19 protein-coding genes are annotated in these 20,827 nt (G+C 65.9%); 8 read left to right on the forward strand and 11 right to left on the reverse strand.

Annotated features, from left to right (window positions below):
* Nucleotides 1-2: 2 nt before the first annotated feature.
* Nucleotides 3-953, reverse strand: a complete 951-nt coding sequence (locus AC1RHV_RS23410; protein ID WP_054450139.1) for a carbon-nitrogen hydrolase family protein — start codon at nucleotides 951-953, stop codon at nucleotides 3-5.
* 14 nt (nucleotides 954-967) lie between these two features.
* Complete coding sequence (locus AC1RHV_RS23415) at nucleotides 968-2,620, reverse strand: MFS transporter (protein WP_054450137.1); 1,653 nt, start codon at nucleotides 2,618-2,620, stop codon at nucleotides 968-970.
* A 171-nt stretch (nucleotides 2,621-2,791) separates the two neighbouring features.
* Between AC1RHV_RS23415 and AC1RHV_RS23420 the strand changes: the two genes are divergently transcribed.
* A complete protein-coding gene (locus tag AC1RHV_RS23420; protein ID WP_054450135.1) occupies nucleotides 2,792-3,631 on the forward strand; it encodes an IclR family transcriptional regulator in 840 nt (279 codons plus the stop codon).
* A 15-nt stretch (nucleotides 3,632-3,646) separates the two neighbouring features.
* On the opposite strand, the gene AC1RHV_RS23425 is transcribed toward AC1RHV_RS23420, so the two are convergent.
* The 3 genes from AC1RHV_RS23425 to AC1RHV_RS23435 all read right to left on the reverse strand — a co-directional run bounded on the left by AC1RHV_RS23425 (nucleotide 3,647) and on the right by AC1RHV_RS23435 (nucleotide 7,584).
* On the reverse strand, nucleotides 3,647-5,233 hold the full coding sequence (locus AC1RHV_RS23425) for an EAL domain-containing protein (RefSeq protein WP_054450132.1): 1,587 nt from the start codon (nucleotides 5,231-5,233) through the stop codon (nucleotides 3,647-3,649).
* A 98-nt stretch (nucleotides 5,234-5,331) separates the two neighbouring features.
* Nucleotides 5,332-6,312: a Bug family tripartite tricarboxylate transporter substrate binding protein gene (locus tag AC1RHV_RS23430; RefSeq protein WP_054450130.1), complete on the reverse strand. Its 981-nt coding sequence runs from the start codon at nucleotides 6,310-6,312 to the stop codon at nucleotides 5,332-5,334.
* Between the two features lie 144 nt (nucleotides 6,313-6,456).
* Complete coding sequence (locus AC1RHV_RS23435; protein WP_054450128.1) at nucleotides 6,457-7,584, reverse strand: mandelate racemase/muconate lactonizing enzyme family protein; 1,128 nt, start codon at nucleotides 7,582-7,584, stop codon at nucleotides 6,457-6,459.
* Nucleotides 7,585-7,742: 158 nt separating this feature from the next.
* Here AC1RHV_RS23435 and AC1RHV_RS23440 point away from each other — a divergent pair, with 158 nt between their 5' ends.
* The gene (locus AC1RHV_RS23440; protein WP_054450126.1) at nucleotides 7,743-8,621 is read left to right on the forward strand and encodes a LysR family transcriptional regulator; all 879 of its coding nucleotides are present in this window, start codon (nucleotides 7,743-7,745) and stop codon (nucleotides 8,619-8,621) included.
* A 10-nt stretch (nucleotides 8,622-8,631) separates the two neighbouring features.
* On the opposite strand, the gene AC1RHV_RS23445 is transcribed toward AC1RHV_RS23440, so the two are convergent.
* Both AC1RHV_RS23445 and AC1RHV_RS23450 read right to left on the reverse strand, forming a co-directional pair.
* Entirely contained in the window at nucleotides 8,632-9,828 is a 1,197-nt protein-coding gene (locus tag AC1RHV_RS23445; protein ID WP_175159471.1) for an amidohydrolase family protein, read from the reverse strand.
* 67 nt (nucleotides 9,829-9,895) lie between these two features.
* Complete coding sequence (locus AC1RHV_RS23450; protein WP_013391913.1) at nucleotides 9,896-10,093, reverse strand: hypothetical protein; 198 nt, start codon at nucleotides 10,091-10,093, stop codon at nucleotides 9,896-9,898.
* 191 nt (nucleotides 10,094-10,284) lie between these two features.
* Here AC1RHV_RS23450 and AC1RHV_RS23455 point away from each other — a divergent pair, with 191 nt between their 5' ends.
* Together AC1RHV_RS23455 and AC1RHV_RS23460 are read left to right on the forward strand one after the other, a co-directional pair.
* The gene (locus AC1RHV_RS23455) at nucleotides 10,285-10,797 is read left to right on the forward strand and encodes an ASCH domain-containing protein (protein ID WP_054450123.1); all 513 of its coding nucleotides are present in this window, start codon (nucleotides 10,285-10,287) and stop codon (nucleotides 10,795-10,797) included.
* Nucleotides 10,798-11,104: 307 nt separating this feature from the next.
* Nucleotides 11,105-11,434: a virulence factor gene (locus tag AC1RHV_RS23460; RefSeq protein WP_119450778.1), complete on the forward strand. Its 330-nt coding sequence runs from the start codon at nucleotides 11,105-11,107 to the stop codon at nucleotides 11,432-11,434.
* Nucleotides 11,435-11,676: 242 nt separating this feature from the next.
* On the opposite strand, the gene AC1RHV_RS23465 is transcribed toward AC1RHV_RS23460, so the two are convergent.
* The 4 genes from AC1RHV_RS23465 to AC1RHV_RS23480 form a co-directional block, all read right to left on the reverse strand.
* The gene (locus AC1RHV_RS23465) at nucleotides 11,677-11,925 is read right to left on the reverse strand and encodes a hypothetical protein (RefSeq protein WP_082400638.1); all 249 of its coding nucleotides are present in this window, start codon (nucleotides 11,923-11,925) and stop codon (nucleotides 11,677-11,679) included.
* 232 nt (nucleotides 11,926-12,157) lie between these two features.
* The gene (serS, locus tag AC1RHV_RS23470; protein ID WP_175181159.1) at nucleotides 12,158-13,516 is read right to left on the reverse strand and encodes a serine--tRNA ligase; all 1,359 of its coding nucleotides are present in this window, start codon (nucleotides 13,514-13,516) and stop codon (nucleotides 12,158-12,160) included.
* Nucleotides 13,517-13,558: 42 nt separating this feature from the next.
* A complete protein-coding gene (locus AC1RHV_RS23475) occupies nucleotides 13,559-14,899 on the reverse strand; it encodes a replication-associated recombination protein A (RefSeq protein WP_054450116.1) in 1,341 nt (446 codons plus the stop codon).
* A gap of 78 nt (nucleotides 14,900-14,977) precedes the next feature.
* Nucleotides 14,978-15,769: a deaminated glutathione amidase gene (locus tag AC1RHV_RS23480; RefSeq protein WP_082400636.1), complete on the reverse strand. Its 792-nt coding sequence runs from the start codon at nucleotides 15,767-15,769 to the stop codon at nucleotides 14,978-14,980.
* A gap of 152 nt (nucleotides 15,770-15,921) precedes the next feature.
* On the opposite strand from AC1RHV_RS23480, the gene AC1RHV_RS23485 reads away from it, so the two are divergent.
* From AC1RHV_RS23485 to AC1RHV_RS23500, 4 genes are all read left to right on the forward strand, one after another.
* The gene (locus AC1RHV_RS23485; protein WP_306650054.1) at nucleotides 15,922-17,193 is read left to right on the forward strand and encodes an amino acid deaminase; all 1,272 of its coding nucleotides are present in this window, start codon (nucleotides 15,922-15,924) and stop codon (nucleotides 17,191-17,193) included.
* Nucleotides 17,194-17,311: 118 nt separating this feature from the next.
* Nucleotides 17,312-18,868 (forward strand): ABC transporter substrate-binding protein, encoded by a 1,557-nt coding sequence (locus AC1RHV_RS23490; RefSeq protein ID WP_054450112.1) that lies wholly within the window; start codon nucleotides 17,312-17,314, stop codon nucleotides 18,866-18,868.
* A 139-nt stretch (nucleotides 18,869-19,007) separates the two neighbouring features.
* Complete coding sequence (locus AC1RHV_RS23495) at nucleotides 19,008-19,949, forward strand: ABC transporter permease (protein WP_054450111.1); 942 nt, start codon at nucleotides 19,008-19,010, stop codon at nucleotides 19,947-19,949.
* A 1-nt stretch (nucleotide 19,950) separates the two neighbouring features.
* Entirely contained in the window at nucleotides 19,951-20,826 is an 876-nt protein-coding gene (locus AC1RHV_RS23500; protein ID WP_054450108.1) for an ABC transporter permease, read from the forward strand.
* Nucleotide 20,827 lies beyond the last annotated feature (1 nt).

Here is a 20,827-nt window from a genome sequence, read left to right on the forward strand (position 1 = left end):
ATTCAAGCCTCCCCGGCATTCAGCGCCGAGACGGCCCGCTTTTCACGGGTGTCGACCTGCAGCTGGAACACGTCGGGGCGGGCGTAGTGGCCCGAGACGTCGAAGTCGTACTTGCCGCGCAGGATCTGGTTGGGGTTGATGTCGGCGTACAGGATGGTCTCGGCTGAGAAATCCGGCCCTGCCAGCACTTCGCCCAGCGGATCGATGATGGCGCTGCCGCCGCGCATCAGCACGGTGTCGGGTGCGTCGCCCAGCGCGCATTCGAAATCGTCGGGATAGGCATCGCGGCGCAGATGCTGGCAGGCCGTGAGCACATAGCAGCGCCCCTCCAGCGCGATGTGGCGCATGCTGGGAATCCAGGAATCGCGGTCGTCGGCGGTGGGCGCGCAATACAGCGCCACGCCCTGGCTGTACATGTACATGCGCAGCATGGGCATGTAGTTTTCCCAGCAGATGACCGCGCCGATCTTGCCGTAGGGCGTGTCGAAGACGGGCATGGTGGAACCATCGCCGAAGCCCCAGATCAGGCGTTCGCCGGCGGTGGGCATGAGCTTGCGGTGTTTGCCCGCCAGCCCTTCACGGCCATTGAAGTACAGCACCGTGCAGTACAGCGTGCCGCCATCGGCCTCGATGCAGCCCATGACCACGAAGCTGTCGGTGTCGGCCGCGGCCTGGGCCACCAGCGCGACCTCTTCGCCATCCAGCCGGATGGCTTGGTTGTGATAGCTGGCGAAGGCGTCGCGGCCTTCGGGCTTGCGCATGCCGATGGGCGCGCCGAAGGAGTTGCCCTTGGGATAGCCGCCCAGGAACGCCTCGGGGAACACCAGCACGCGGGCGCCCTGCTCGGCCGCCTGGCGGATGAGCGATGCCGCCTTTTCGGCGCAGGCGACGCTGTCGGTGGGAATGGAGGCCGCCTGGATGACGGCAGCCTTGAAGCTCTGTTGCGTGGACATGTCTCTCCTCTTTCTCAGTGTGCAGCGTCTTCGTCGATGGCGCGGGCGCGGGTGTTCGGCAGGAACAGGCTGCCGATGACGCCGACCACCGCGGTCACGACGACTGGATACATCAGACCGCCAAAGATATTGCCGCTGGCCTGAGCCAGGTAGGTGGCGGTAAAGGGCACGATGCCGCCGAAGATGCCGGCGCCGATGTGGTACGGGAAGGATAGCGCCGTATAGCGGATGCGGGCCGGGAACAGTTCGACCAGATAGGACGCCACCGGGCCGTAGACCATGGCGACCACGGCCGTCATCAGCACCAGGATCAGGATGATGGTCGTGCGGTCGACGCGTGCGGGGTCGGCCCGCTCCGGATAGCCGGCGGCCGTCAGCGCGCTGGTGTAGGCGGCGCGGTCAAAGCCGTTGACGGTCGTGCCGCCCACGCTCATGGCGATGCTCTGCCCGGGCAGCGGCGCGGCGTATTCGAAGTTGATGCCCTTGCCGACCAGGAATTTCTTGGCCTGCACGCAGACCTTCTTGTGGTCGGCATGGCTGCCGATCATGGCGGCCTGCAGTCCGAAATCGCAGGCGCCGCCGCTGGTGTCGGCATGCACGCGCACCGGGGTGGTCTGCATGGCTTGCGCCAGGGCCGGGTTGCCCGCCTTGAGCAGCACGTCGAACATGGAGTGGTAGCCCAGCGCCGCGACGAACAAGCCGACCATCATGATCCACTTGCGGCCGATGCGGTCCGACAGCCAGCCGAACAGCACGAAGGTCGGCGCGCCGATGATGAAACCGATCAGGATCAGCGTGTAGACGCTGGTCTGGTCCAGTTGCACGGCCTGCTGCATGAAGATCATGACGTAGAACTGGCCGGTGAAATAGGTAGCGCCCTGGCCGGCGGTGACGCCGATCAGCGCCAGCAGCACCAGCCGCAGGCTGGACCATTGGCCGAAGGTCTCCTTGACCGGGTTCTTGGACAGGCGGTTCTGCTGCTTCATGCGCGTGAACACGGGCGACTCGTGCAGCTTGGCGCGCACGTAGATCGAAATCGCCAGCATTACGATCGACAGGATGAACGGCAGGCGCCAGCCCCACTGGCGGAAATCCTCGGCGCTCATGGATGCCTGGGTGCACAGAATCACGATCAGGGACAGGATCAGGCCCGCCGAGGACGTGATCTGGATCCAGCCCGTCAGCAGGCCTCGGCGCTTGGGTTCGCAGTGCTCGGCCACATAAATGACCGCGCCGCCGTACTCGCCGCCCACCGCCAGGCCCTGCACCACGCGCAGGGTCAGCAGCAGGATCCATGAAAGGTGGCCGGCCGATTCATAGGTGGGCAGGCAGCCGATCAGGACGGTTGCGCCGCCCATCATCACCACGGTGATGAGGAAGGTGTACTTGCGGCCCAGCTTGTCGCCCAGGTAGCCGAACATCACGGCGCCCAGGGGCCGGATGATGAAGCCCACCGCCAACGCGCCCAGCGCGGCCAGCAGTGCCACCGTGGGGTTGTCCTGCGGGAACAGCACCTGGCTCATGAAGACGGCCAGGGTCCCGTAAATGAAAAAGTCGTACCACTCGAACAAGGTGCCCAGGGTCGAGGCCACCACCACCTGGCGTTCCTCTTTCCTGCTGAGCGTCGGACCGGCGTCGATCCGCGGCATTGCCACATTCGCTTCCATGCTTGCTTTCCCCAATCGCTTTAGATTGATAATGCTGTATTCATTAACTATTATCAAACTTAACCCAGGACCTGAAAAACTAGGGGAAACCCGGCGAAGCCGCCCGCGCGCCCGGGCGGCAAGGGTCCGCCCCGCTGCTACACTCCCGCCAGAAAAACAGTGGAGGCAGCAATGGCAAGGCCCGCCGGCAAGATGGAAAAGAACGCGGAACAGGCGCCTGCCGCCGCGCGCAGGGGCATCCAGTCGATCGAAGTGGGATTCCGGATCCTGGACGTCATCCGCAAGGCCGGCCGCCCCCTGCCCCTGAAGGAAATCGCGGATGCCTGTGAACTGACGGTACCCAACGTCCACTACTACCTGGTCAGCTTCCAGAAGGTGGGCGTGGTGCAGCAACATGCGGATACGGGGCACTACGGCCTGGGTCCCTATGCCCTGCGGCTGGGCCTGGCGGCCCTGGAACAGTTCGACGTGTTCACCACCGCCCGGCCCATCATGGCCGAAGTGGCCGCGGTCACCGGCCACACCGTGTTCCTGGGCGTGTGGGGCAACAAGGGCCCGACCATCGTCTACCGCGTCGAAGGCGCCCGCAGCCGCCCCCTGCTGGAACTGCGCGTGGGCAGCGTGCTGCCGCTGCTGTCCTCGGCGCTGGGCCGCAACTTCCTGGCGCACCTGCCGGAAGCCAGCACGCGCGAACTGCTGGAACAGGAAATGGCCTCGGCCGGTTCGGACGGATATGGCGGCAAGTCCTACACGCAAAAGGACGTGCAGGCCATCCGCGAGGAAGTGCTCGAACACCACCTCAGCCGTTGCCGCGACGCGCTGCTGCCGCACTTCACGTCGCTGTCCGCGCCCATTTTCGACATGCTGGGCGAGATGAAGGCGGCCATCACGCTGATGGGCCCGGTGGGCGCCATCGACGACGACCTGCAATCCGACACGGCGCGGCTGCTCAGTGAAAAAGCCCGCTCGATCTCGGCAACGGCAGGCTGGGTGGAGCCGCAGGCGCGCTAGGCGCTTCTGCCGCCCTCACCTCCGCGCGTCGGGCAGCCGGCTGGGCGGCGGCGTGCTGGCCACGTTTTTCTTGTAGTAAGCGATGAACTCCGGCGCCGGCATGGGCTTGCCGTACAGCCAGCCCTGGCCGAAATCCACCTCGCGCGCTTTCAGGTGGTCTTCCTGTTCCTGACGTTCGATGCCTTCGGCCACGGTCAGCAGGTTCAGCGACTTGGCCATGTCGATGATGTGGTCCGTGACCTTGTGGGTCGCGGAATCGGTGCCGATGGTGTCGACGAAAGACTTGTCGATCTTCAGCGAGTCGAGCGGCAGCCGCTGCAGATAGGACAGGCTGGAGTAACCCGTGCCGAAGTCGTCGATGGCCACGGCATGGCCTTGCGCCCGGGCCTGTTCGATCACGCTGCAGGCCTTGTCCACGTCCATGAAGCCGCGTTCGGTGGCTTCCAGCCAGATCTGCCGGGGATCGATGACCGTGCCTTCCAGCATGCGCTGCAACACCCGCAACGCCCCGCCATCCTTGAGATCGCTGGCGCTCAGGTTGACCGAGATGTGCGCTCCCCGGTCCTCGCCCAGCAGATCCTCCATATCCCGGATCACCAGGCGAAACACCTCTTCGGTGATGCGGGCCATCAGGCCGTTGTCCTCGGCGATCGAGATGAACAGATCAGGTCTCAGGGTCTTGCCGCCGCGCCTGATCCAACGCACCAGCGCCTCCGCGCCGATGCAGCGGCCAGTGCGCAGGTCGATGATGGGCTGGTAGTGGACGACGAATTCCCGCCGCCTGATGCCGGCGGCCAATTCGCCCGCGATCGACAGGCGCCGGCGCGACAGCCAGACGACCAGTGCGATCATGGCTGCCGCGACCAGCGTCCCCATGGGCAACCAGAACAGGCGTTCGCGCGGCAGCATGTCCAGCGCTTCGGTTTGAGGTTCGAGCAGGACGACGGCCAGGTCCGCATTGCGGGCGACGGCGCTGAGATAGGCCTCGTCGATGTCCAGCTTGCCGCCATTCAGCGCCTGCGATACCAGCACGAGATCGGGGTCGTTGCGGGTGCCCAGCATGCCCACGCCCGGCAGGACCACGGCAAGTTGCGCGCCGTCCGTGAGCGCCTTTTCGGTGAACCGGCCTGGTTCGAACAAGGCGCTGTAATCGCCGTGGCGCACGGCCACCATCCTGATGCCGGGGCTCAAGACGGGCACTGCGTCCAGCAACAGGCGTCCACCATTGGCCAGTTCGACCTGGGCCGGAACCAGCGGCTCTTCGTAGCTGGGCACGCCCCAGGTGGTGCACTGGACGATGCCGCCCGCCACGTAGGCCAGATCATCCACAGCCCGGTCCCTCAGGGCCAGGGCCCGCATATGGCGGATGTGCTGGGGTGAACAGGGTTCGAATGCCAGCCCGTCCAGATCGCGCAGCGTGGTCACGGTCTGGTCCAGCAAGTCCTGCGTGTCCCTCAGGATGCGCTGGGCCTGGTCGTCCAGATAGCGCTGTTCGCCCGCGACGGCGCGGGACCAGGACATGTGCAGCGCGAAGCCGATGGGCAACAGCGCCGCGGCGGCGGCGAGAGCGATGGCGATGCCGATTACAAACTTGCGCGGCATCGAGGCCGTCCCCAGGGATCGCCGGCTGGCGAGGTTATATCTTTTTACACTTTTTGAGGGGGCAGTGTCTCCATCAATTTCCGCTCGCAGCCGGCGTTTCAGCCTTCCGCCACGATCTTCGCGTCGCGGATGGTCTGGGCGTACTTCTGCTGCTCCTGCTTCATGAAGTCGGCAAAGCGCTGGACGCTGCCGCCGCCATCCTCCGCGCCCACCTGCGCCAGCTTTTCCTGCACATCCGGCATCGCCAGCGCCCGGTCGATGTCCTGGTTCATGCGCTGGACCATGGCGGCGGGCATCTTGCCCGGACCGACCATGCCGAACCAGATGCTGGCCTCGAAGCCGGGATAGCCCTGTTCGGCCACGGTCGGCACATTGGGGTGGCTCTTGGAGCGCTGCAGCAGAGTCTGCGCCAACGCGATCACCTTGCCGGACTGCACCAGCGGCGTGGCGGTGGTCATGCCTTCGAAGCAGTACTGCACGTGGCCGCCCAGCAGGTCGTTCATCAAGGGAGCCGAACCCTTGTAGGGCACGTGCAGCACGTCAATCCCGGCGCGGGCCTTGAAGATCTCCAGCGCCAGGTGCTGCGCCGAACCGCTGCCGGCCGAACCGAACACGATCTTGCCCGGCTGCGCCTTGCACAGCGCGACCAGCTCGGGCAGCGTCTTGGCGGGCTGAGAGGCGCCGCCGATCAGGATGGTGGGCGTCTTTCCGACCAGCGCGATGGGCGTGAAGTCGCGGTCCACCGAATAGGCCAGCTTGGGTTGCAGGCCCGGCGCGATGCCGTGGCTGTTGACGTGCGCCATCAACAGCGTGTTGCCGTCGTTGGGCTGGCGCGCCACCTGTTCGGCGGCAATGATGCCGGCCGCGCCCGCGCGGTTTTCGACGATGACGGGAATATTCCACATCACGCCCAGCTTCTGCCCCAGCAGGCGCGCCAGCACGTCGGTGCCGCCGCCGGCGGGAAAGCCCACCACGATCTTCACCGGCCCCTGCGGCAGGTCTTGCGCCCGCGCCGCCGCCGGCAGGACCAGCGCGGCTCCCAGCGCCGCGGCGCCGGTCATGAATTGCCTACGTTGCATTGCTGTCTCCTCGCGCGCCGGTCCGATGGCCGGCGACTGGTTCTCGAAACTCTGTCACCGCTCACCGCAAGCGGCCGTCTGGCGCGGCCTGGCTGCGATGCTCCTGCGCTGCTGCGCGCGGCCGGCAGGCCGCGCGCCCTGCCCTCAACCAGCGACCCGGCTCCACTTGCCGTAGCGCTCGACCATGCGCTCGTCGAAGCCGAAGCCCAGGCCGGGCTCCTGATGCAACACCACGCGCCCCTGCTTGTGCGTCAACTGGCGGTCGACCAGCCTGCGGAAGTTCAGGACCTGATCGTCCCAGAAAAATTCGACGTAGCGTGCATTCGGCGTCGCGGCGACCAGCGGCGCATGCACGTCATGGAACCAGTGCGGGCAAACCACGACGCCGTAGCTGGCAGCGGTAGCGGCGATGCGCTTCCATTCGGTGATGCCGCCGCAGACGGCGGCGTCGGTCTGCAGGATGCCGGCTGCGCCCTTGTCCAGCAGCTCCTTGTGATACCAGCGGCCGTAGCCGATCTCGGCGGTGGCGATGGGCAGGCGCGTCAGGCGCGCGAGCTTGGCGTGGCTGTCGATGTCGTCGGGGCCGAAGGGTTCTTCGATGAAGTACGGATCGTACTGTTCGAAGCGGCGGATGTACTGCATGGCCTGGGTCACGTCCTGCCAGGCGTTGTTGCAGTCCATCATCAGCTCGACGTCGGGGCCGATGGCCTCGCGCGCCGCCTTCAGGCGCGCCTCTTCCTCGGCCGGGGACAGGCGGCCGGTCTTCATCTTCACGGCGCGAAAGCCCTTGTCCACGTAGCTCGCCATTTCCTCGCCCAGGTGCTGGGGCGTCTTGCCGTCGAGGTAATAGCCGCCGCTGGCATAGGCCGGCACGGTTTCGAGCTCGACCGCGCCCAGGTACTTGTGCAGCGGCAGGCCGACGGTCTTGGCGTTCAGGTCCCACAGCGCGATGTCCAGGGCGCTCAATGCGCGCATTACCGTGCCTTGCCGGCCTTGCAGCAGGGCTTCCTGGTACATCGCCTGCCACAGGCCTTCGACAGCGAGCGAATCCTTGCCCAGCAGCACGGGGCCCAGCAGGTTCTGCACCGCGGCTTCGAAGATGGCGCCGCCGGCGCTGCCCACGTAGCAGAAGCCGATGCCTTCCACGCCGTCGGAGGAACGAACCTTCACCAGGCCGTAGTGCCGCGTGGACACGGTGCGGTTCGAAAACGAGGTGACCTTGTCCAGGGGCACCGCGGCGGCGCACACGTCTATGGATTCAATGATGGGCACAACTGGCTCCTTGGTAATCGGGATGGTCGGGCGGGGCCTGCGCGGCTTGCGGGGCCTCAACGCTCTGAACGTATTCTTGCCCCGACAAAAGAAAACAACAATTATCTTCATCCATCTTTAGAATATGGAAAAAACATCTTTTCAGGAGAAGCTGGTTCGTGGATTCGCGCTTTCTGCAAACCTATGTGCACGTGGTGGAGCTGGGTTCCATCGCCCAGGCCGCGCGCCACCAGGGGCTGACGCCCGCCACGGTGCAGCAGCGCCTGCGCGCGCTGGAAGCGGACATGGGCAGCGCCCTGATCGCGCGCTCCGGCCGCACCGTGAAGCCCACCCAGGCCGGCATGCGGATCCTGGAGCGCGCCCGCGCCATCCTGCGCGACGTGCGCGACCTGCGTTCGGCCGCGTCCGACACCGAACTGCCGGCGGGCCCTTTGCGCCTGGGCGCCACGCCCACCGCGCTGACCGGCATCATGCCGCCCGTGCTGCGCGCCTGGACCGCGCGCCATCCCCACATTGAAATCTACATAGAACCCGCGCCCACCACCCTGCTCTACGGCAAGGTGCTGTCCGGCGAACTGGACGGCGCGCTGCTGGTGCATCCGCTATTCGCCATCCCCAAGACCTGCGCCTGGCGCGACCTGCGGCAAGAACCGCTGGTGCTGGTCACGCCGGCCGACATGAAGGTGCGCGATCCGCTGGAAGTCATCGCTCGCGAACCCTATATCTGCTATGACCGCAGCGTGGTGGGCGGCAAGATGGCCGACGACTACCTGCGTGCGCGCAGCCTGCGGCCGCACGTGCGCTTCGAGCTGGATGGAATCGATTCCATTGCCAAACTGGTGTCGGAAGGATTGGGCGTGGCGCTGCTGCCGGATTGGGCGACCACCGGTGAACCGTCAGCCCGCGTCAGGCGCTGGCCCTTGCCGCCGCCCTGCCCGGTGCGCACCGTGGGCGCGGTCTGGCTGCGCTCCGGCGTGCGTTCGGCGCTGATGCAGGCCTTCGTGGAAATGGCCGAGACCCAGCTCGGCCTGGACTGAGCGCGGAAGATCAGCCCTGTGCGTTTGCGTCGCGGCCGTCGCGCGCCACGACCACGCCGCCCGACACCACCAGGCGGCGCGGCGCGCGCGTTGCCACGGCTTGCGCAATACAGCTGGCGTCGACCAGCACCAGGTCGGCGCGCGCGCCCGGCGCCAGGCCATAGTCCCTGAAACCACAGGCGCGGGCCGCGGCGGCGGTCACGCAATCGAACGCCCATTCGACCTCGTCGTCGCGCCGCAGGTCGTTGCGCAGCCCGATCAGCATGGCGCGCGCCAGCATGTCGGGACTGCCATAAGGCGTCCAGGTATCGCGGATGCCGTCGTTGCCGCCGAAGATCGTCACCCCCGCCTCGCGGCAGGCGCGCACGGCCGGCACTGGCCGCGACGGCGGCGCGGTCGTCAGCAAGGCCACGTCCAGCGCGGCCAGCCGCCGCAGCAGGCCGTCCAGCCGCTTGGCGTCGACGCCTCCCAGACAGAAGGCGTGACTGATGACAACCTTGCCCTGCATACCCAGCGCCTGGACGCGGTCCAGGATCAGGTCCAGGGTAAAGGCGCCCAGTTCGCCCGGCTCGTGCAGATGGATATCGACGGGCTTGTGATGCTTGTCCGCCAGGCCGAACAGCACGTCGAGCGACCTCGCCGGATCCCGGTCGATGGCCGAGGGATCCAGCCCGCCCAGCACATCCGCGCCCTGCGCCAGCGCCTGGTCCAGCAGCTCGGCCGTGCCGGGCCGGACCAGCAGGCCCGACTGGGGAAAGGCCACGGTCTGGATCTCGACGCGTCCGGCCAGCTCCTGGCGCGTGGCGTGCACACCCTCCAGATGGCGCAGCCCGGCGTCGGTATCGATGTCCACGTGCGTGCGGATGCGGGTCGTGCCTTCGCGCAGGAAGGCCAGCGCCAGGGCGCGCGAATGGCTGGCCGCGTCATGGCCGCTGCGGGCGCGCCAGACGCGTTCGTTCTCGATGCGGTCGGTCAGCGCCGGGCCCACTTCGTTCACGTACCAGGGCGAATCCCAGGTGGTCTTGTCCAGGTGAGTATGGCCTTCGACCAGGCCAGGCAGCAGCAAGGCGCCTGCGCCGTCCTCGACAGGCATGCCGGGCGCGGCGGCGAGGCCCGGCCCGATACCCTGAATGCGCCCGTCGCGCACCAGCACGTCCACCGCGCCTCCTTGCGGGGCGCGGACATTCTTCAAAAACAGATTGGTCATGGCAGGATTCCAGGCGCCGCGCGTGGCGGCCGGCCTTGCGCAGACCAGGCGGCACGCGCCATCAAGCTCAGGCTTGGGGCGGTTCTATCCAGAAGAAACGTTCACCCTGGCGGACCATGTCGGCCACGCCTTCGGCGCCGATGCGGTAATCCGTACCCATCAGCGTGGCGCCGCCATCCTCATGGATATGAATGATGGCGAGCGGGTCATTTGCCATGGTGTACCAGTAGTAACCCGGCTTGAGATCATGCAGGTTCGTAGTCATGTTTCGAGTATACAAACATCCCCGCGCCGTATTCAAAAAGACACATAAATCCAGCTCATGCCTGACATGATGGCCTTGAGGCGGCATACTTCCCGATTCCAGGCCCAAACCGCCCGCACAGTAGGCATGCGTCGACCAGGCTGTCGCCGCATTGGCGCATATGCTTTGACCGTTGGAGGAACCGCGAGCGTATGAAAAGGCAGTCTCTTCAATTCAGCGAGCCGCTTAAACAAGCTGTTTTGGACGGCCGTAAAGTGCAGAGCCGGCGCATCCTGAAGCCGCAACCGACCAAACTGACCACGGTCTGGTATGCGGACGCCGCGGATTCCGGCAGATGGGTGGCCATGGGCCCGTCGCTGGATAATCCATCCGAATTGCGCAAGACCTCCAGCTGGGTCAGGTGCCCATTTGGAAAATCCGGCGACAGTATCGAATTGACCGACGAAGCCGGCAATACCTTCGCCACCGCCGTTATCGTGGGGGTGCGCGTCCAGCGCCTGCAAACCCTGTCCGAAGCCGATGCCCGCGCCGAAGGCACGCAAGCCCTGTACCAAAGCTCCGCCCTGTTGCCGGGCGTGCCGCTGCAGACCGCCTTCGCCTTGACCTGGTGCGAGCGTTACGGCTCGCACGCCTGGGCAGCGAACCCGTGGGTCTGGGTGGTCGAATTCCGTCGCCAACAGGCCGATGGGGAGCTGGACGCCTAGCTCCTGCCCCAAAAAACTGGTGCGCCCGCGCAACGTCGTTACGCGGAAACAGGGGCGGATGGTGACTGCCTGTAACCTGGCCACCCGGCTTCACCTGATTCCAGGCGATTTCAATCCATTTCAATCGCGGCCGCATCAGAGCGGACTCACGCTGTTGCGTAGCAGCAAGCCGCATGCCATATGGGCGGGGACGGTTGCGGATTGTCGCGATTGACGCGGGCCCGCTTACGTCTGCCTGATCGAAAAGCCCGAAAATGGCATCAACGAATACTCAACTTTGCTGCGTCAAGCGGCAGGCAGGTGCAAGATGAAAAAATGGCTTATCGCTGGTGCTGGTGCCGCTGGTCTGCTGATCTCCAGCGTCGCCTTGGCTCGCGTGGACGTCGGCATCTCGATCGGCATACCGGGGATCGTATACCCCGCGCCGGTCTACGTCGCGCCGCAGCCCGTGTATGTGCCGCCCCCGCCGCCCGTCTATTACCGCCCCGCGCCGGTGTATGTCGCGCCGCCGGTGGTCTACCCGGCGCCGGTGTACTACCGCGGCGGCGGCCGCTATTACGACCGCGGCTATTACTATGGCCGCGGACGCGGACATGACCACCACCACGGCCGTGGTCGTGGACACGACCGCGATTAATGCGTGACGGCCGCCAGGCGCCGGAAAAAGCAAAGGCCACTCTTGCGAGTGGCCTTTTTTTCTGCGGGGCAATGTCCGGTGCCGCGCGGAAAGCACCTCAGGCCGCAGGAGCCTGCACGGGTTTGCCGACCAACACCACCGGTTGCTGCGGAGCCTTGCTGGCTTTGGCATCGCTCCACCGCGGCGTTTCCTGAACGAGATCGATCCAACGGCGGGGCTCGCTCGACGACCGCCACCAACCATTATGCGGACGCATGGGCAAACTCCGGTTCACCGTTGAAACGCACGCCGTTGATGCCCTGGAACAGTTGCAGGCTTTCCTGCTCGGCTTCGTGCAGGCTCGAAAACGGCGCCTGTCCGGGCACGGTCCAGCACTTTTCCGGCGCGGTGCCGCCAACCCGGCGCGTCCATATCTGCACACGGTAGCCCTGCTCGTCTTCCTGAGCCACGGAGCATCTCACACGAAAATCTCCAATCATTCTTGAAGTCATGGGCAACTCCTTGTTATTTAAGTGAATGAAGCGTGTAGCACACGGGGCATATTGTGCCGTAACTATCCGGCCCTTTTATTGGAATACACAATTGCTCACATCATAATCAAACACTCGCGCAGGCAGCTTAAAGGCCCGAGGCGACAGGAATATGTACAGATAATAAAAAAAAACGGAGCCCGAAGGCTCCGTCTTTTACTCCGCCAAATGACGGATGGACAGCTGAAAAACGTCAGGCTTTCGGTGCCGGATTCAGCACCGTCAGGCCGCCCATATAAGGCTGCAGCGCCTCCGGAATCAGCACGCTGCCGTCTGCCTGCTGGTGGTTTTCCAGCACGGCGACCAGCGCGCGGCCCACGGCCAGGCCCGAACCGTTGAGCGTGTGCACATATTCCGGCTTGCCCTGGGCATTGCGGAAGCGCGCCTGCATGCGGCGGGCCTGGAAGGTTTCGCAGTTCGACACCGAGGAAATCTCGCGCCAGGTGTTCTGCGCGGGAAGCCACACTTCCAGGTCATAGGTCTTGGCCGAACCGAAGCCCATGTCGCCCGTGCACAGCAGCACAACGCGGTAGGGCAGGCCCAGCAGTTGCAGCACGCGCTCGGCATGGCCCACCATGTCTTCCAGCGCCTCGTAGGACTGATCGGGCTGGGTGATCTGCACCATTTCAACCTTGTCGAACTGGTGTTGGCGGATCATGCCGCGGGTATCGCGGCCGCCGCTGCCGGCTTCCGAGCGGAAGCACGGCGTGTGCGCCGTGAGCTTGAGCGGCAGGTCGGAAGCGGCCTGGATGGTGTCGCGCGCCACGCTGGTCAAGGTGATTTCCGAGGTGGAGATCAGGTACTGGTCTTCACGCACGTACGGCTTGCCCTGGTCATCGACCTTGGGATCGTCGTCGCCGCCGCCCTTGGACACCGCGAACATATCGTCCTTGAACTTCGGCAGCTGGCCCGTGCCGTACAGCGTCGAGGCATTGACGATGTAGGGGGTGTAGCACTCGGTGTAGCCGTGCGTGCCCGTCTGCAGGTCCAGCATGAACTGCGACAGCGCACGGTGCAGGCGCGCAATCGGGCCGCGCATGAACGAGAAGCGGGCGCCGGACAGCTTGGCGGCCATGTCGAAGTCCAGCCCCAGGGGCTCGCCGATGGCGACGTGGTCGCGGGCCTCGAACGCCAGGGCCGGCGGATTGCCGTCGGCGCCGGCCGCGCCCGGCAGCCAGCGGCGCACTTCGACGTTGTCGTCGGCGGATTCGCCCAGCGGCACGCTGGCGTGCGGCAGGTTGGGCACCGACATCAGCAGTTCATTGAGCGGCTGCTGCAAGGCGGCCAGCTCTTCTTCCAGCTGCTTCAGGCGCACGGGCACGGCCTGCGATTCGGCCATGACGGCGCTGGCGTCCTCGCCCTTGGCCTTGAGCTGGCCGATCTGCTTGGCCAGCGCGTTGCGGCGGGCTTGCAGGGACTCGGTTTCAGTCTGGACGGCCTTGCGGCGGGATTCCAGCTCATTGAACCGTTCCGTGTCGAAGGACACGCCACGGCTCTTGAGGCGGTCTACGACGGTTTGCAGGTCTTTGCGCAGCAGTATCGGGTCTAGCATGGTGATATCGGTGAGGTTGCGTGAAGCAACGGGCGACGCCCGTTACCGTTTCTTGGCGCGTTCCTGTGCGTCCAGCTCGCGCAGGAATGCCAGCTTTTGCTGGATTTTAGCCTCCAGGCCGCGATCGGTCGGCCGATAGAAGGAGGGATTGAGTCCATCGGGGAAATATTGCTCGGCGGCGGCGTAGCCGTGCGGCTCGTCGTGCGCGTAGCGGTAGGCCTTGCCATGGCCCAGCTGCTTCATCAATTTGGTGGGCGCATTGCGCAGGTGGATCGGCACCGGCGCGCTGCCGTGCTCGGCCGCGAACTTGCGCGCCTGGTTGTAGGCGTTGTAGACGGCGTTCGACTTGGCCGCGCAGGCCATGTAGACCACCGCCTGCGCCAGCGCCAGTTCGCCTTCCGGCGAGCCCAGGCGTTCGTAGATATCGGCGCCGTTCACGGCCAGGTCGGTGGCGCGGGGATCGGCCAGGCCGATGTCTTCCACCGCCATGCGCACCAGCCGGCGCGACAGGTATTTGGGATCGGCGCCGCCGTCGATCATGCGGCAGAACCAGTACAGCGCGGCGTCTGGGTTGGAGCCGCGCACCGACTTGTGCAGTGCGCTGATCTGGTCGTAGAACGCGTCGCCGCCCTTGTCGAAGCGGCGCAGGTTCTGCGACAGCGAGATCTCCAGCCAGGCCGCGTCCACCGTATCGCGGCCGGCGGCCTGGGCCGACTCGGCCACCACTTCCACGGCGCTGATCAGGCGGCGCGCGTCACCGTCGGCCCAGGCCGCCAGCTGTTCGCGCGCGTCGGCCTCGACATGGATGCGCTCGCCCTCTTCCAGCCCGTCGTTCAGGGCCTGCACGGCGCGGTCGACCAGCTGTTGCAGCTCCTCGGCGGTAAGCGATTGCAGCACGTACACCCGCGCCCGCGACAACAGCGCCGAATTGACCTCGAACGAGGGGTTTTCGGTGGTGGCGCCGATGAAGGTGAACAGCCCGCTTTCCACATAGGGCAGGAAGGCATCCTGCTGCGCCTTGTTGAAGCGGTGCACCTCGTCGACGAAGAGGATGGTGCGTCGTCCCTGGCCCTGCGCCACCTGCGCCACGGTGACCGCGTCGCGGATGTCCTTGACCCCGCCCAGCACCGCCGAGATGGCGATGAACTGCGCGTCGAAGCCGTCCGCCATCAGGCGCGCCAGCGTGGTCTTGCCCACGCCTGGCGGCCCCCAGAAGATCATGGAATGCGGCCGGCCCGAGTCGAAGGCGACGCGCAGGGGCTTGTCGGGCCCCAGCAGATGCGACTGTCCGACCACGTCGGACAGGGTCCGCGGGCGCAGCCGCTCGGCCAGGGGCACATAGGGCCGATGCGCAGGATCGGCCGCGAAGAGATCGTTGCTCATTGGCAGAAGATGAGGGGAGACAGCAAGTAATTCAAGCCAGCATTACACCATGGCGCGGGCCTGCCTCCCTTAGCGGTCCTAGGCCAGTCCCGGCGGCGCGAAGCGGCGGTTCGCCAGCACCGGCAATACCTTGCGGGCATGGGCCAGGCGTTCGGGGTCGATATCGGCGAAAACCAGAGCCGGGGCTTCGCCCGCCCGCGCCGTCACCACACCAAGCGGATCCACCACCATGCTGCAGCCAATGTTGCGTTCGCCGCATTCGCCGGTGGCAGCCACATAGCAGGTATTTTCCAGCGCGCGCGCCGTGACCAGCACTTCCCAGTGCATTTCCTTCAACGGGCCACGAACCCAGGCCGCCGGCAGCACCAGCAGGTCGGCGCCGTCCAGCGCCAGGCGCCGCGCCAGTTCGGGGAAGCGCACGTCGTAGCAGGTCATCAGGCCCACGCGCAGGCCGCCGATGTCCAGCAGCGGCGGGATGTCGACGCCGGGCGTGACGTTGGTGGATTCCTTCATGTTGAAGGCGTCGTACAGGTGCAGCTTGCGGTATTGCGACAGGATCTTGCCGTCTTGCAGCGTCACCAGCGTGTTCCAGACCCGCCCTTCCCCGGTCGGCACATGCACGCACATCATGGTCGCCAACTGCGAGCCGCGGCTGGCTTCCAGCAGGCGGCTCATGAAGGGACCGTCCAGCGGCTGGGCAGCCTTCAGGACGATCTGCGGATCGGTGATGTCGCGGGCCAGGATGCCTTCGGGCAAGACCAGCAGGCCGGCGCCGCCGGCGCGGGCGCGCTCCATCAAGTCTATGCAGACCTGGGCGTTTTCTTCCCAGACGCGGCTGACGGCGAACTGGCCCAAAGCAACTTTCAGCATGACGCTTCCTTGTGTCGGAGGTTTTTCCTATTGTCGCGCCAACCGCCGGCCAGCGCCGACTACGGGAAACTCCTAACTCCCGCTTGTAAATTCTTTTCACGATAATGAAAAAAACCAGGTTTGACGTAAATATTTTCCATAGCAGGCGCCCCATGACGAACTCCTCCTTCCCCGCAGCCCCCCTGGACGTGAACGGCAAAGGCCTGGGCGCCTTTCCGGAATCCTGTACCACCGCCGGCGTGGCGGCGCTGAACTGGAACCTGCTCAATGAGGACGTCAGCCTGCCCGTGGCGGTGCTGTACGAAGCCCGCGTGCGCCACAACCTGCAATGGATGCAGCGCTTCATGGAAGCGTACAAGGTCAAGCTGGCGCCCCATGGCAAGACCACCATGAGCCCGGCGCTGTTCCAGCGCCAGATCGCAGGCGGCGCCTGGGGCATCACGCTGGCAACCGCCCCGCAGGTCCGGGCCGCCTACCAGCATGGGGTGCGCCGGATCCTGATGGCCAACCAGTTGGTGGGCCGCGCCAACATGGCCATCATTGCGCACCTGCTGCGCGACCCGGCCTTCACCTTTTTCTGCATAGTGGACTCCCCGGCCAACGCGGCCCAGCTGGGCGCGTACTTCGGCGAACAGGGCCTGACCCTGCCGGTGCTGATCGAGCTGGGCCCGCAGGGTGGCCGCACCGGCGTGCGCGATGACGCCCAGTTGCAAGCGCTGGTCGACGAGATCGGCAAATGGCCCGGCCTGGCCCTGGCCGGCATCGAAGTCTACGAAGGCGTGCTGCAGGAAGAAGACGCCATCCGCGCCTTCCTGCGCCGCGCCGCCGACGCCCTGCGCGGCCTGGCCGCCGCCGGCCGCCTGCGCAAGAACGGCCCCGCCCTGATCTCTGGCGCCGGCTCCGCCTGGTTCGATGTGGTGGCCGAGGAATTCTCGCAACTGGACATCGGCGCGCCGCTGGAAATCGTGCTGCGCCCCGGCTGCTACCTGTCGCACGACGTCGGCATCTACCGCTCGGCCGCCGAGCGCATCAACGCCCACAATCCGGTCGCGCAAAAGATGGAACCCGGCCTGCAGCCGGCCTTGCAGGTCTGGGCCTACGTGCAGTCTCTGCCCGAACCGGGCCGCGCCATCATCGCCATGGGCAAGCGCGACGCCGCCTTCGACGCCGGCCTGCCCACGCCCGCCGCGCTGTACCGCCCCGGCCGCGACGCCGCGCCCGGCCAGGCTCCCGGCCACTGGAAGCTGAGCGCGATGATGGACCAGCACGCCTTCATGCAGATCGGCGCAGGCGACGACATCCAGGTCGGCGACATGATCGCCTTCGATATTTCCCACCCCTGCCTGACCTTCGACAAGTGGCGCCAGGTGCTGCTGGTGGACGAGCAATACCGCGTTACCGACGTGGCCGAAACCTTCTTCTGAACGGCCCTGCCCGCCGCACCGCGCCGGTACCCGGCGGGCAGGAGGAATCGCGGGATTCCGGCGCAAACCTCTAATTACTACAAGCAAAACCCGTTTTTGACCCTCTGGAGAGAGAATCATGAACTTCCGTACCTCCCGGCGAGGCGGTGGGCTCAATAGCCTGCTGCTGGCCGGCGCAATTGGCTTGACCGCATTGTCGACCCCCGCCCTCTGTGCCACGCCGATCAAGGGAGGCACGATTTCGGTTGCCACCATAGGCGAGCCGCCCACGCTGGATCCGATGACCAGCACGGCCGACCTGGTGGGCATCCTGACCCAGCACTTCTTCGAAACGCTGTACACCTTCGACGGCAAGTGGAACCTGACCCCGCTCCTGGCCGACAAGCTGCCGGAAGTCTCGGCCGACGGGCTGACCTATACGATCCCGCTGCGCCAGGGCATCACCTTCCATGACGGATCCAAGATGGATTCGTCCGACGTGCTGGCCTCGCTCAAGCGCTGGACCGAGACCGCCACGCGCGGCAAGATGGCCGCCAAGATCATCACCGGCATGGAAGCGCCGGACGCCAACACCATCCGCATCACGCTCAAGCAGCCCTATGCGCCCCTGACCGCGCTGCTGGCCATGAACAACAGCGCCGCCGTCATCATGCCCAAGGGCAAGATCGCTCCGGCCCTGACCGAATTCGTCGGTACCGGCCCCTACCAGTTGAAGGCGCGCGTGCCCGACCAGTACATCCAGCTGGTCCGCTTCGAAGGCTACAAGCAGCGCGAAGGCGAGCCTGACGGCTTTGGCGGCGCGCGCAAGCAGTACCTGGACGAGATCCGCTTCGTACCGGTCAGCAACGCCAACACCCGCGTCGAAAGCGCGGTGGCAGGCCAGTTCGACTACGTCGACTCGCTGCCGGTGGAATCGCTGCCCAAGCTCAAGAACGGCCGCTCCGACCCCGTCATGCTCAAGCCCTTCGGCTGGCCGCGCCTGGTGCTCAATACCAAGCAAGGCATCATGTCGAACCTGGCGGTCCGCCAGGCCGTGCAGCTGGCGCTGAACGAAGAAGACATGCTGTACGCCGCCTTCGGCGACAAGAACTTCTACAAGCTCAACGGCGACCTGTATCCCGAGGGCTATCCCTGGGCCACGTCCCTGGGCGGCAAGGTCTACAACAAGGGCGACGCCGCCGGCGCCAAGAAGCTGGTGGATGGCGCCAACGTGCAGGACCGCAAGATCCGCATCCTGACCAGCCAGCAGTACGAGTTCCACTACAAGATGGCGCTGGTCGCCGCCGAATACCTGAAGGCCGCGGGCTTCACCGTGGACATGCAGGTGGTGGACTGGGCCACGCTGACGCAGCGCCGCCAGGACCCGGCCCTGTGGGACGTCTTCATCACGCACAGCCCCTTCCTGCCTGAACCCGCCCTGATCGACTTCCCGTCCAAGGACGCGCCGGGCTGGTGGGACACCCCCCGCCGCAACCAGGCGCTGGACGCCTTCAACCAGGCCAGCAACCAGGAAGAGCGCATCAAGCGCTGGGCCGATGTGCAGCAGGCCGTGTACGACGAAGTGCCCTTCATCAAGGTCGGCGACTTCAACGCCCAGGCCGCGCGCTCGCCGTCGCTGCAAGGCACCAAGGCCGTGCCGTGGCCCTACTTCTGGAACGCCTGGAAGTCCAAGTAATGGCGTAGCGCGGCAGGGCAAAGGCGCACACAAGACCTCCTGCCGCGCTCCACGCATCAATGCATGACCCGCAGAGCGCGCCCTTCCAACAAGCGCGCCGCCCCTCCCCACGATACGACGCTTTTTTAGGACATCCATCGTGTTGCGTTATCTCTTAAACCGGCTGGTCGGGCTGGTGGCCGTGATGTTCATTGTCGCGACCATCGTGTTCGTGATCATCCGCGTCACGCCAGGCGATCCCGCCGCCGTGATGCTGGGTCCGCAGGCCAGCCAGCAGGACATCGCCGCCCTGCGCACCCAGCTCGGGCTGGACCAGCCGATGGCCGTGCAGTACGTTTCGTGGCTGGGCAAGCTGGCCCAAGGCGACCTGGGCCAATCCATCTTCATGAACAAGCCGGTGCTGTCGGCCTTGGCCGACCGCGCCGAACCCACCATCCTGCTGACGCTCATGTCGCTGCTGATCGCCAGCGCCATCGCGCTGCCGGTGGGGATACTGTCCGCGGTCAAACGCGGCACCACGCTGGACCAGTCGGTACTGTCGTTCTCGATGTTCACCTCCAGCGTGCCCAGCTTCTGGCTCGGGCTGCTGTTGATGCAGGTGTTCTCGGTCAAGCTGGGCTGGCTGCCCGTGGCCGGCTACGGCGGGCCCGACGCCTCGCTCATGACCCGGCTGTCGCACCTGATCCTGCCTGCGGTGGTGCTGGGCCTGGTGAACTCGGCGCTGATCACCCGCTTCATCCGCGCCAGCATGCTGGACGTGCTGCGCGACGACTATGTGCGCACCGCGCGCGCCAAGGGCCTGCCCGAAAGCAAGGTGATCCTGAAGCACGCCGTGCGCAATGCGCTGATCCCGATCCTGACAGTGCTGGGCCTGACCACGGCGCTGCTGATCAGCGGCGCGGTCGTGACCGAAACCGTGTTCGGCCTGCCCGGCGTGGGCAGCCTGGTGGTGTCGGCCGTGCTGCGCCGCGACTACCCCGTCATCCAGGGCGCGCTGCTGATCATCGCGGCCATCTACGTCCTGATCAATCTCTTCATCGATCTGCTCTACCTGCTGGTCGATCCCCGGGTCCGCTACTGATATGGCTATCGCAACTACCGCTAATTCCGGCGCGGGCGCCGACCGCTGGCAGGTCCTGCGCCTGCTGGTGTCGCGCAAGACCGTGCTGATCAGCCTGATCGTGATCGTCGTGCTGGTCCTGGCTGCGCTGCTGGCGCCCTGGATCAGCCCCTACGATCCGTTCAAGCTGTCCATCATGAACCGGTTGAAGGCGCCGGGCGCCGCGCACTGGTTCGGCACCGACGACTTCGGCCGCGACGTGTTCAGCCGCGTCATCCACGGCGGCCGCCTGTCGCTGATGGTGGGCTTCTCCGTCGTGATCGTGTCCAGCATCCTGGGCATCGCGCTGGGCCTGATCGCCGGCTTCTTCCGCACGGCGGACAAGTTCGTGTCGCGCCTGATCGACGCCATGATGGCCTTTCCCGACATCCTGCTGGCGATCTCGCTGGTGGCCGCGCTGGGGCCGTCGCTGGTCAACGTGGTGATCGCGCTGGGCATCGTCTACACGCCGCGCCTGGCGCGCATCGTGCGCGCCTCGACCCTGGTGATCCGCGAACTGCCCTTCGTCGAAGCCGCCCGCGCGCTGGGCGTGCCCACCTGGCGCATCGTCACCGTGCACGTGCTGCGCAACCTGGTGTCGCCCATCCTGGTGCAGGGCACGTTCATCTTCGCCTACGCGATCCTGGCCGAAGCCGGCCTGTCGTTCCTGGGCGTGGGCGTGTCGCCCGACATCCCCACCTGGGGCACCATGATCAACGCCGGCCAGCAGTACATGGGCTCGGCCGACTGGATCATGATCTTCCCCGGCATCGCCATCGTCCTGTCCGTGCTGTCGCTGCAACTGGTCGGCGACGGCCTGCGCGACGTCCTCGATCCGCGCCTGCGCAAGGAGCTGTAAT

This window comes from Achromobacter sp. GW823-FHT04E03 (genome assembly GCF_058796095.1).

What these genes read in the sequence shown, in the direction of transcription:
- AC1RHV_RS23500 (WP_054450108.1), top strand. Translation starts at nt 19,951, where the DNA reads ATGGCTATCGCAACTACCGCTAATTCCGGCGCGGGCGCCGACCGCTGG.
- AC1RHV_RS23425 (WP_054450132.1), bottom strand. Translation starts at nt 5,233, where the DNA reads ATGCCGCGCAAGTTTGTAATCGGCATCGCCATCGCTCTCGCCGCCGCC.
- AC1RHV_RS23415 (WP_054450137.1), bottom strand. Translation starts at nt 2,620, where the DNA reads ATGGAAGCGAATGTGGCAATGCCGCGGATCGACGCCGGTCCGACGCTC.
- AC1RHV_RS23485 (WP_306650054.1), top strand. Translation starts at nt 15,922, where the DNA reads ATGACGAACTCCTCCTTCCCCGCAGCCCCCCTGGACGTGAACGGCAAA.
- AC1RHV_RS23490 (WP_054450112.1), top strand. Translation starts at nt 17,312, where the DNA reads ATGAACTTCCGTACCTCCCGGCGAGGCGGTGGGCTCAATAGCCTGCTG.
- AC1RHV_RS23465 (WP_082400638.1), bottom strand. Translation starts at nt 11,925, where the DNA reads ATGACTTCAAGAATGATTGGAGATTTTCGTGTGAGATGCTCCGTGGCT.
- AC1RHV_RS23455 (WP_054450123.1), top strand. Translation starts at nt 10,285, where the DNA reads ATGAAAAGGCAGTCTCTTCAATTCAGCGAGCCGCTTAAACAAGCTGTT.
- AC1RHV_RS23420 (WP_054450135.1), top strand. Translation starts at nt 2,792, where the DNA reads ATGGCAAGGCCCGCCGGCAAGATGGAAAAGAACGCGGAACAGGCGCCT.
- serS (WP_175181159.1), bottom strand. Translation starts at nt 13,516, where the DNA reads ATGCTAGACCCGATACTGCTGCGCAAAGACCTGCAAACCGTCGTAGAC.
- AC1RHV_RS23450 (WP_013391913.1), bottom strand. Translation starts at nt 10,093, where the DNA reads ATGACTACGAACCTGCATGATCTCAAGCCGGGTTACTACTGGTACACC.
- AC1RHV_RS23460 (WP_119450778.1), top strand. Translation starts at nt 11,105, where the DNA reads ATGAAAAAATGGCTTATCGCTGGTGCTGGTGCCGCTGGTCTGCTGATC.
- AC1RHV_RS23445 (WP_175159471.1), bottom strand. Translation starts at nt 9,828, where the DNA reads ATGACCAATCTGTTTTTGAAGAATGTCCGCGCCCCGCAAGGAGGCGCG.
- AC1RHV_RS23430 (WP_054450130.1), bottom strand. Translation starts at nt 6,312, where the DNA reads ATGCAACGTAGGCAATTCATGACCGGCGCCGCGGCGCTGGGAGCCGCG.
- AC1RHV_RS23480 (WP_082400636.1), bottom strand. Translation starts at nt 15,769, where the DNA reads ATGCTGAAAGTTGCTTTGGGCCAGTTCGCCGTCAGCCGCGTCTGGGAA.
- AC1RHV_RS23410 (WP_054450139.1), bottom strand. Translation starts at nt 953, where the DNA reads ATGTCCACGCAACAGAGCTTCAAGGCTGCCGTCATCCAGGCGGCCTCC.
- AC1RHV_RS23475 (WP_054450116.1), bottom strand. Translation starts at nt 14,899, where the DNA reads ATGAGCAACGATCTCTTCGCGGCCGATCCTGCGCATCGGCCCTATGTG.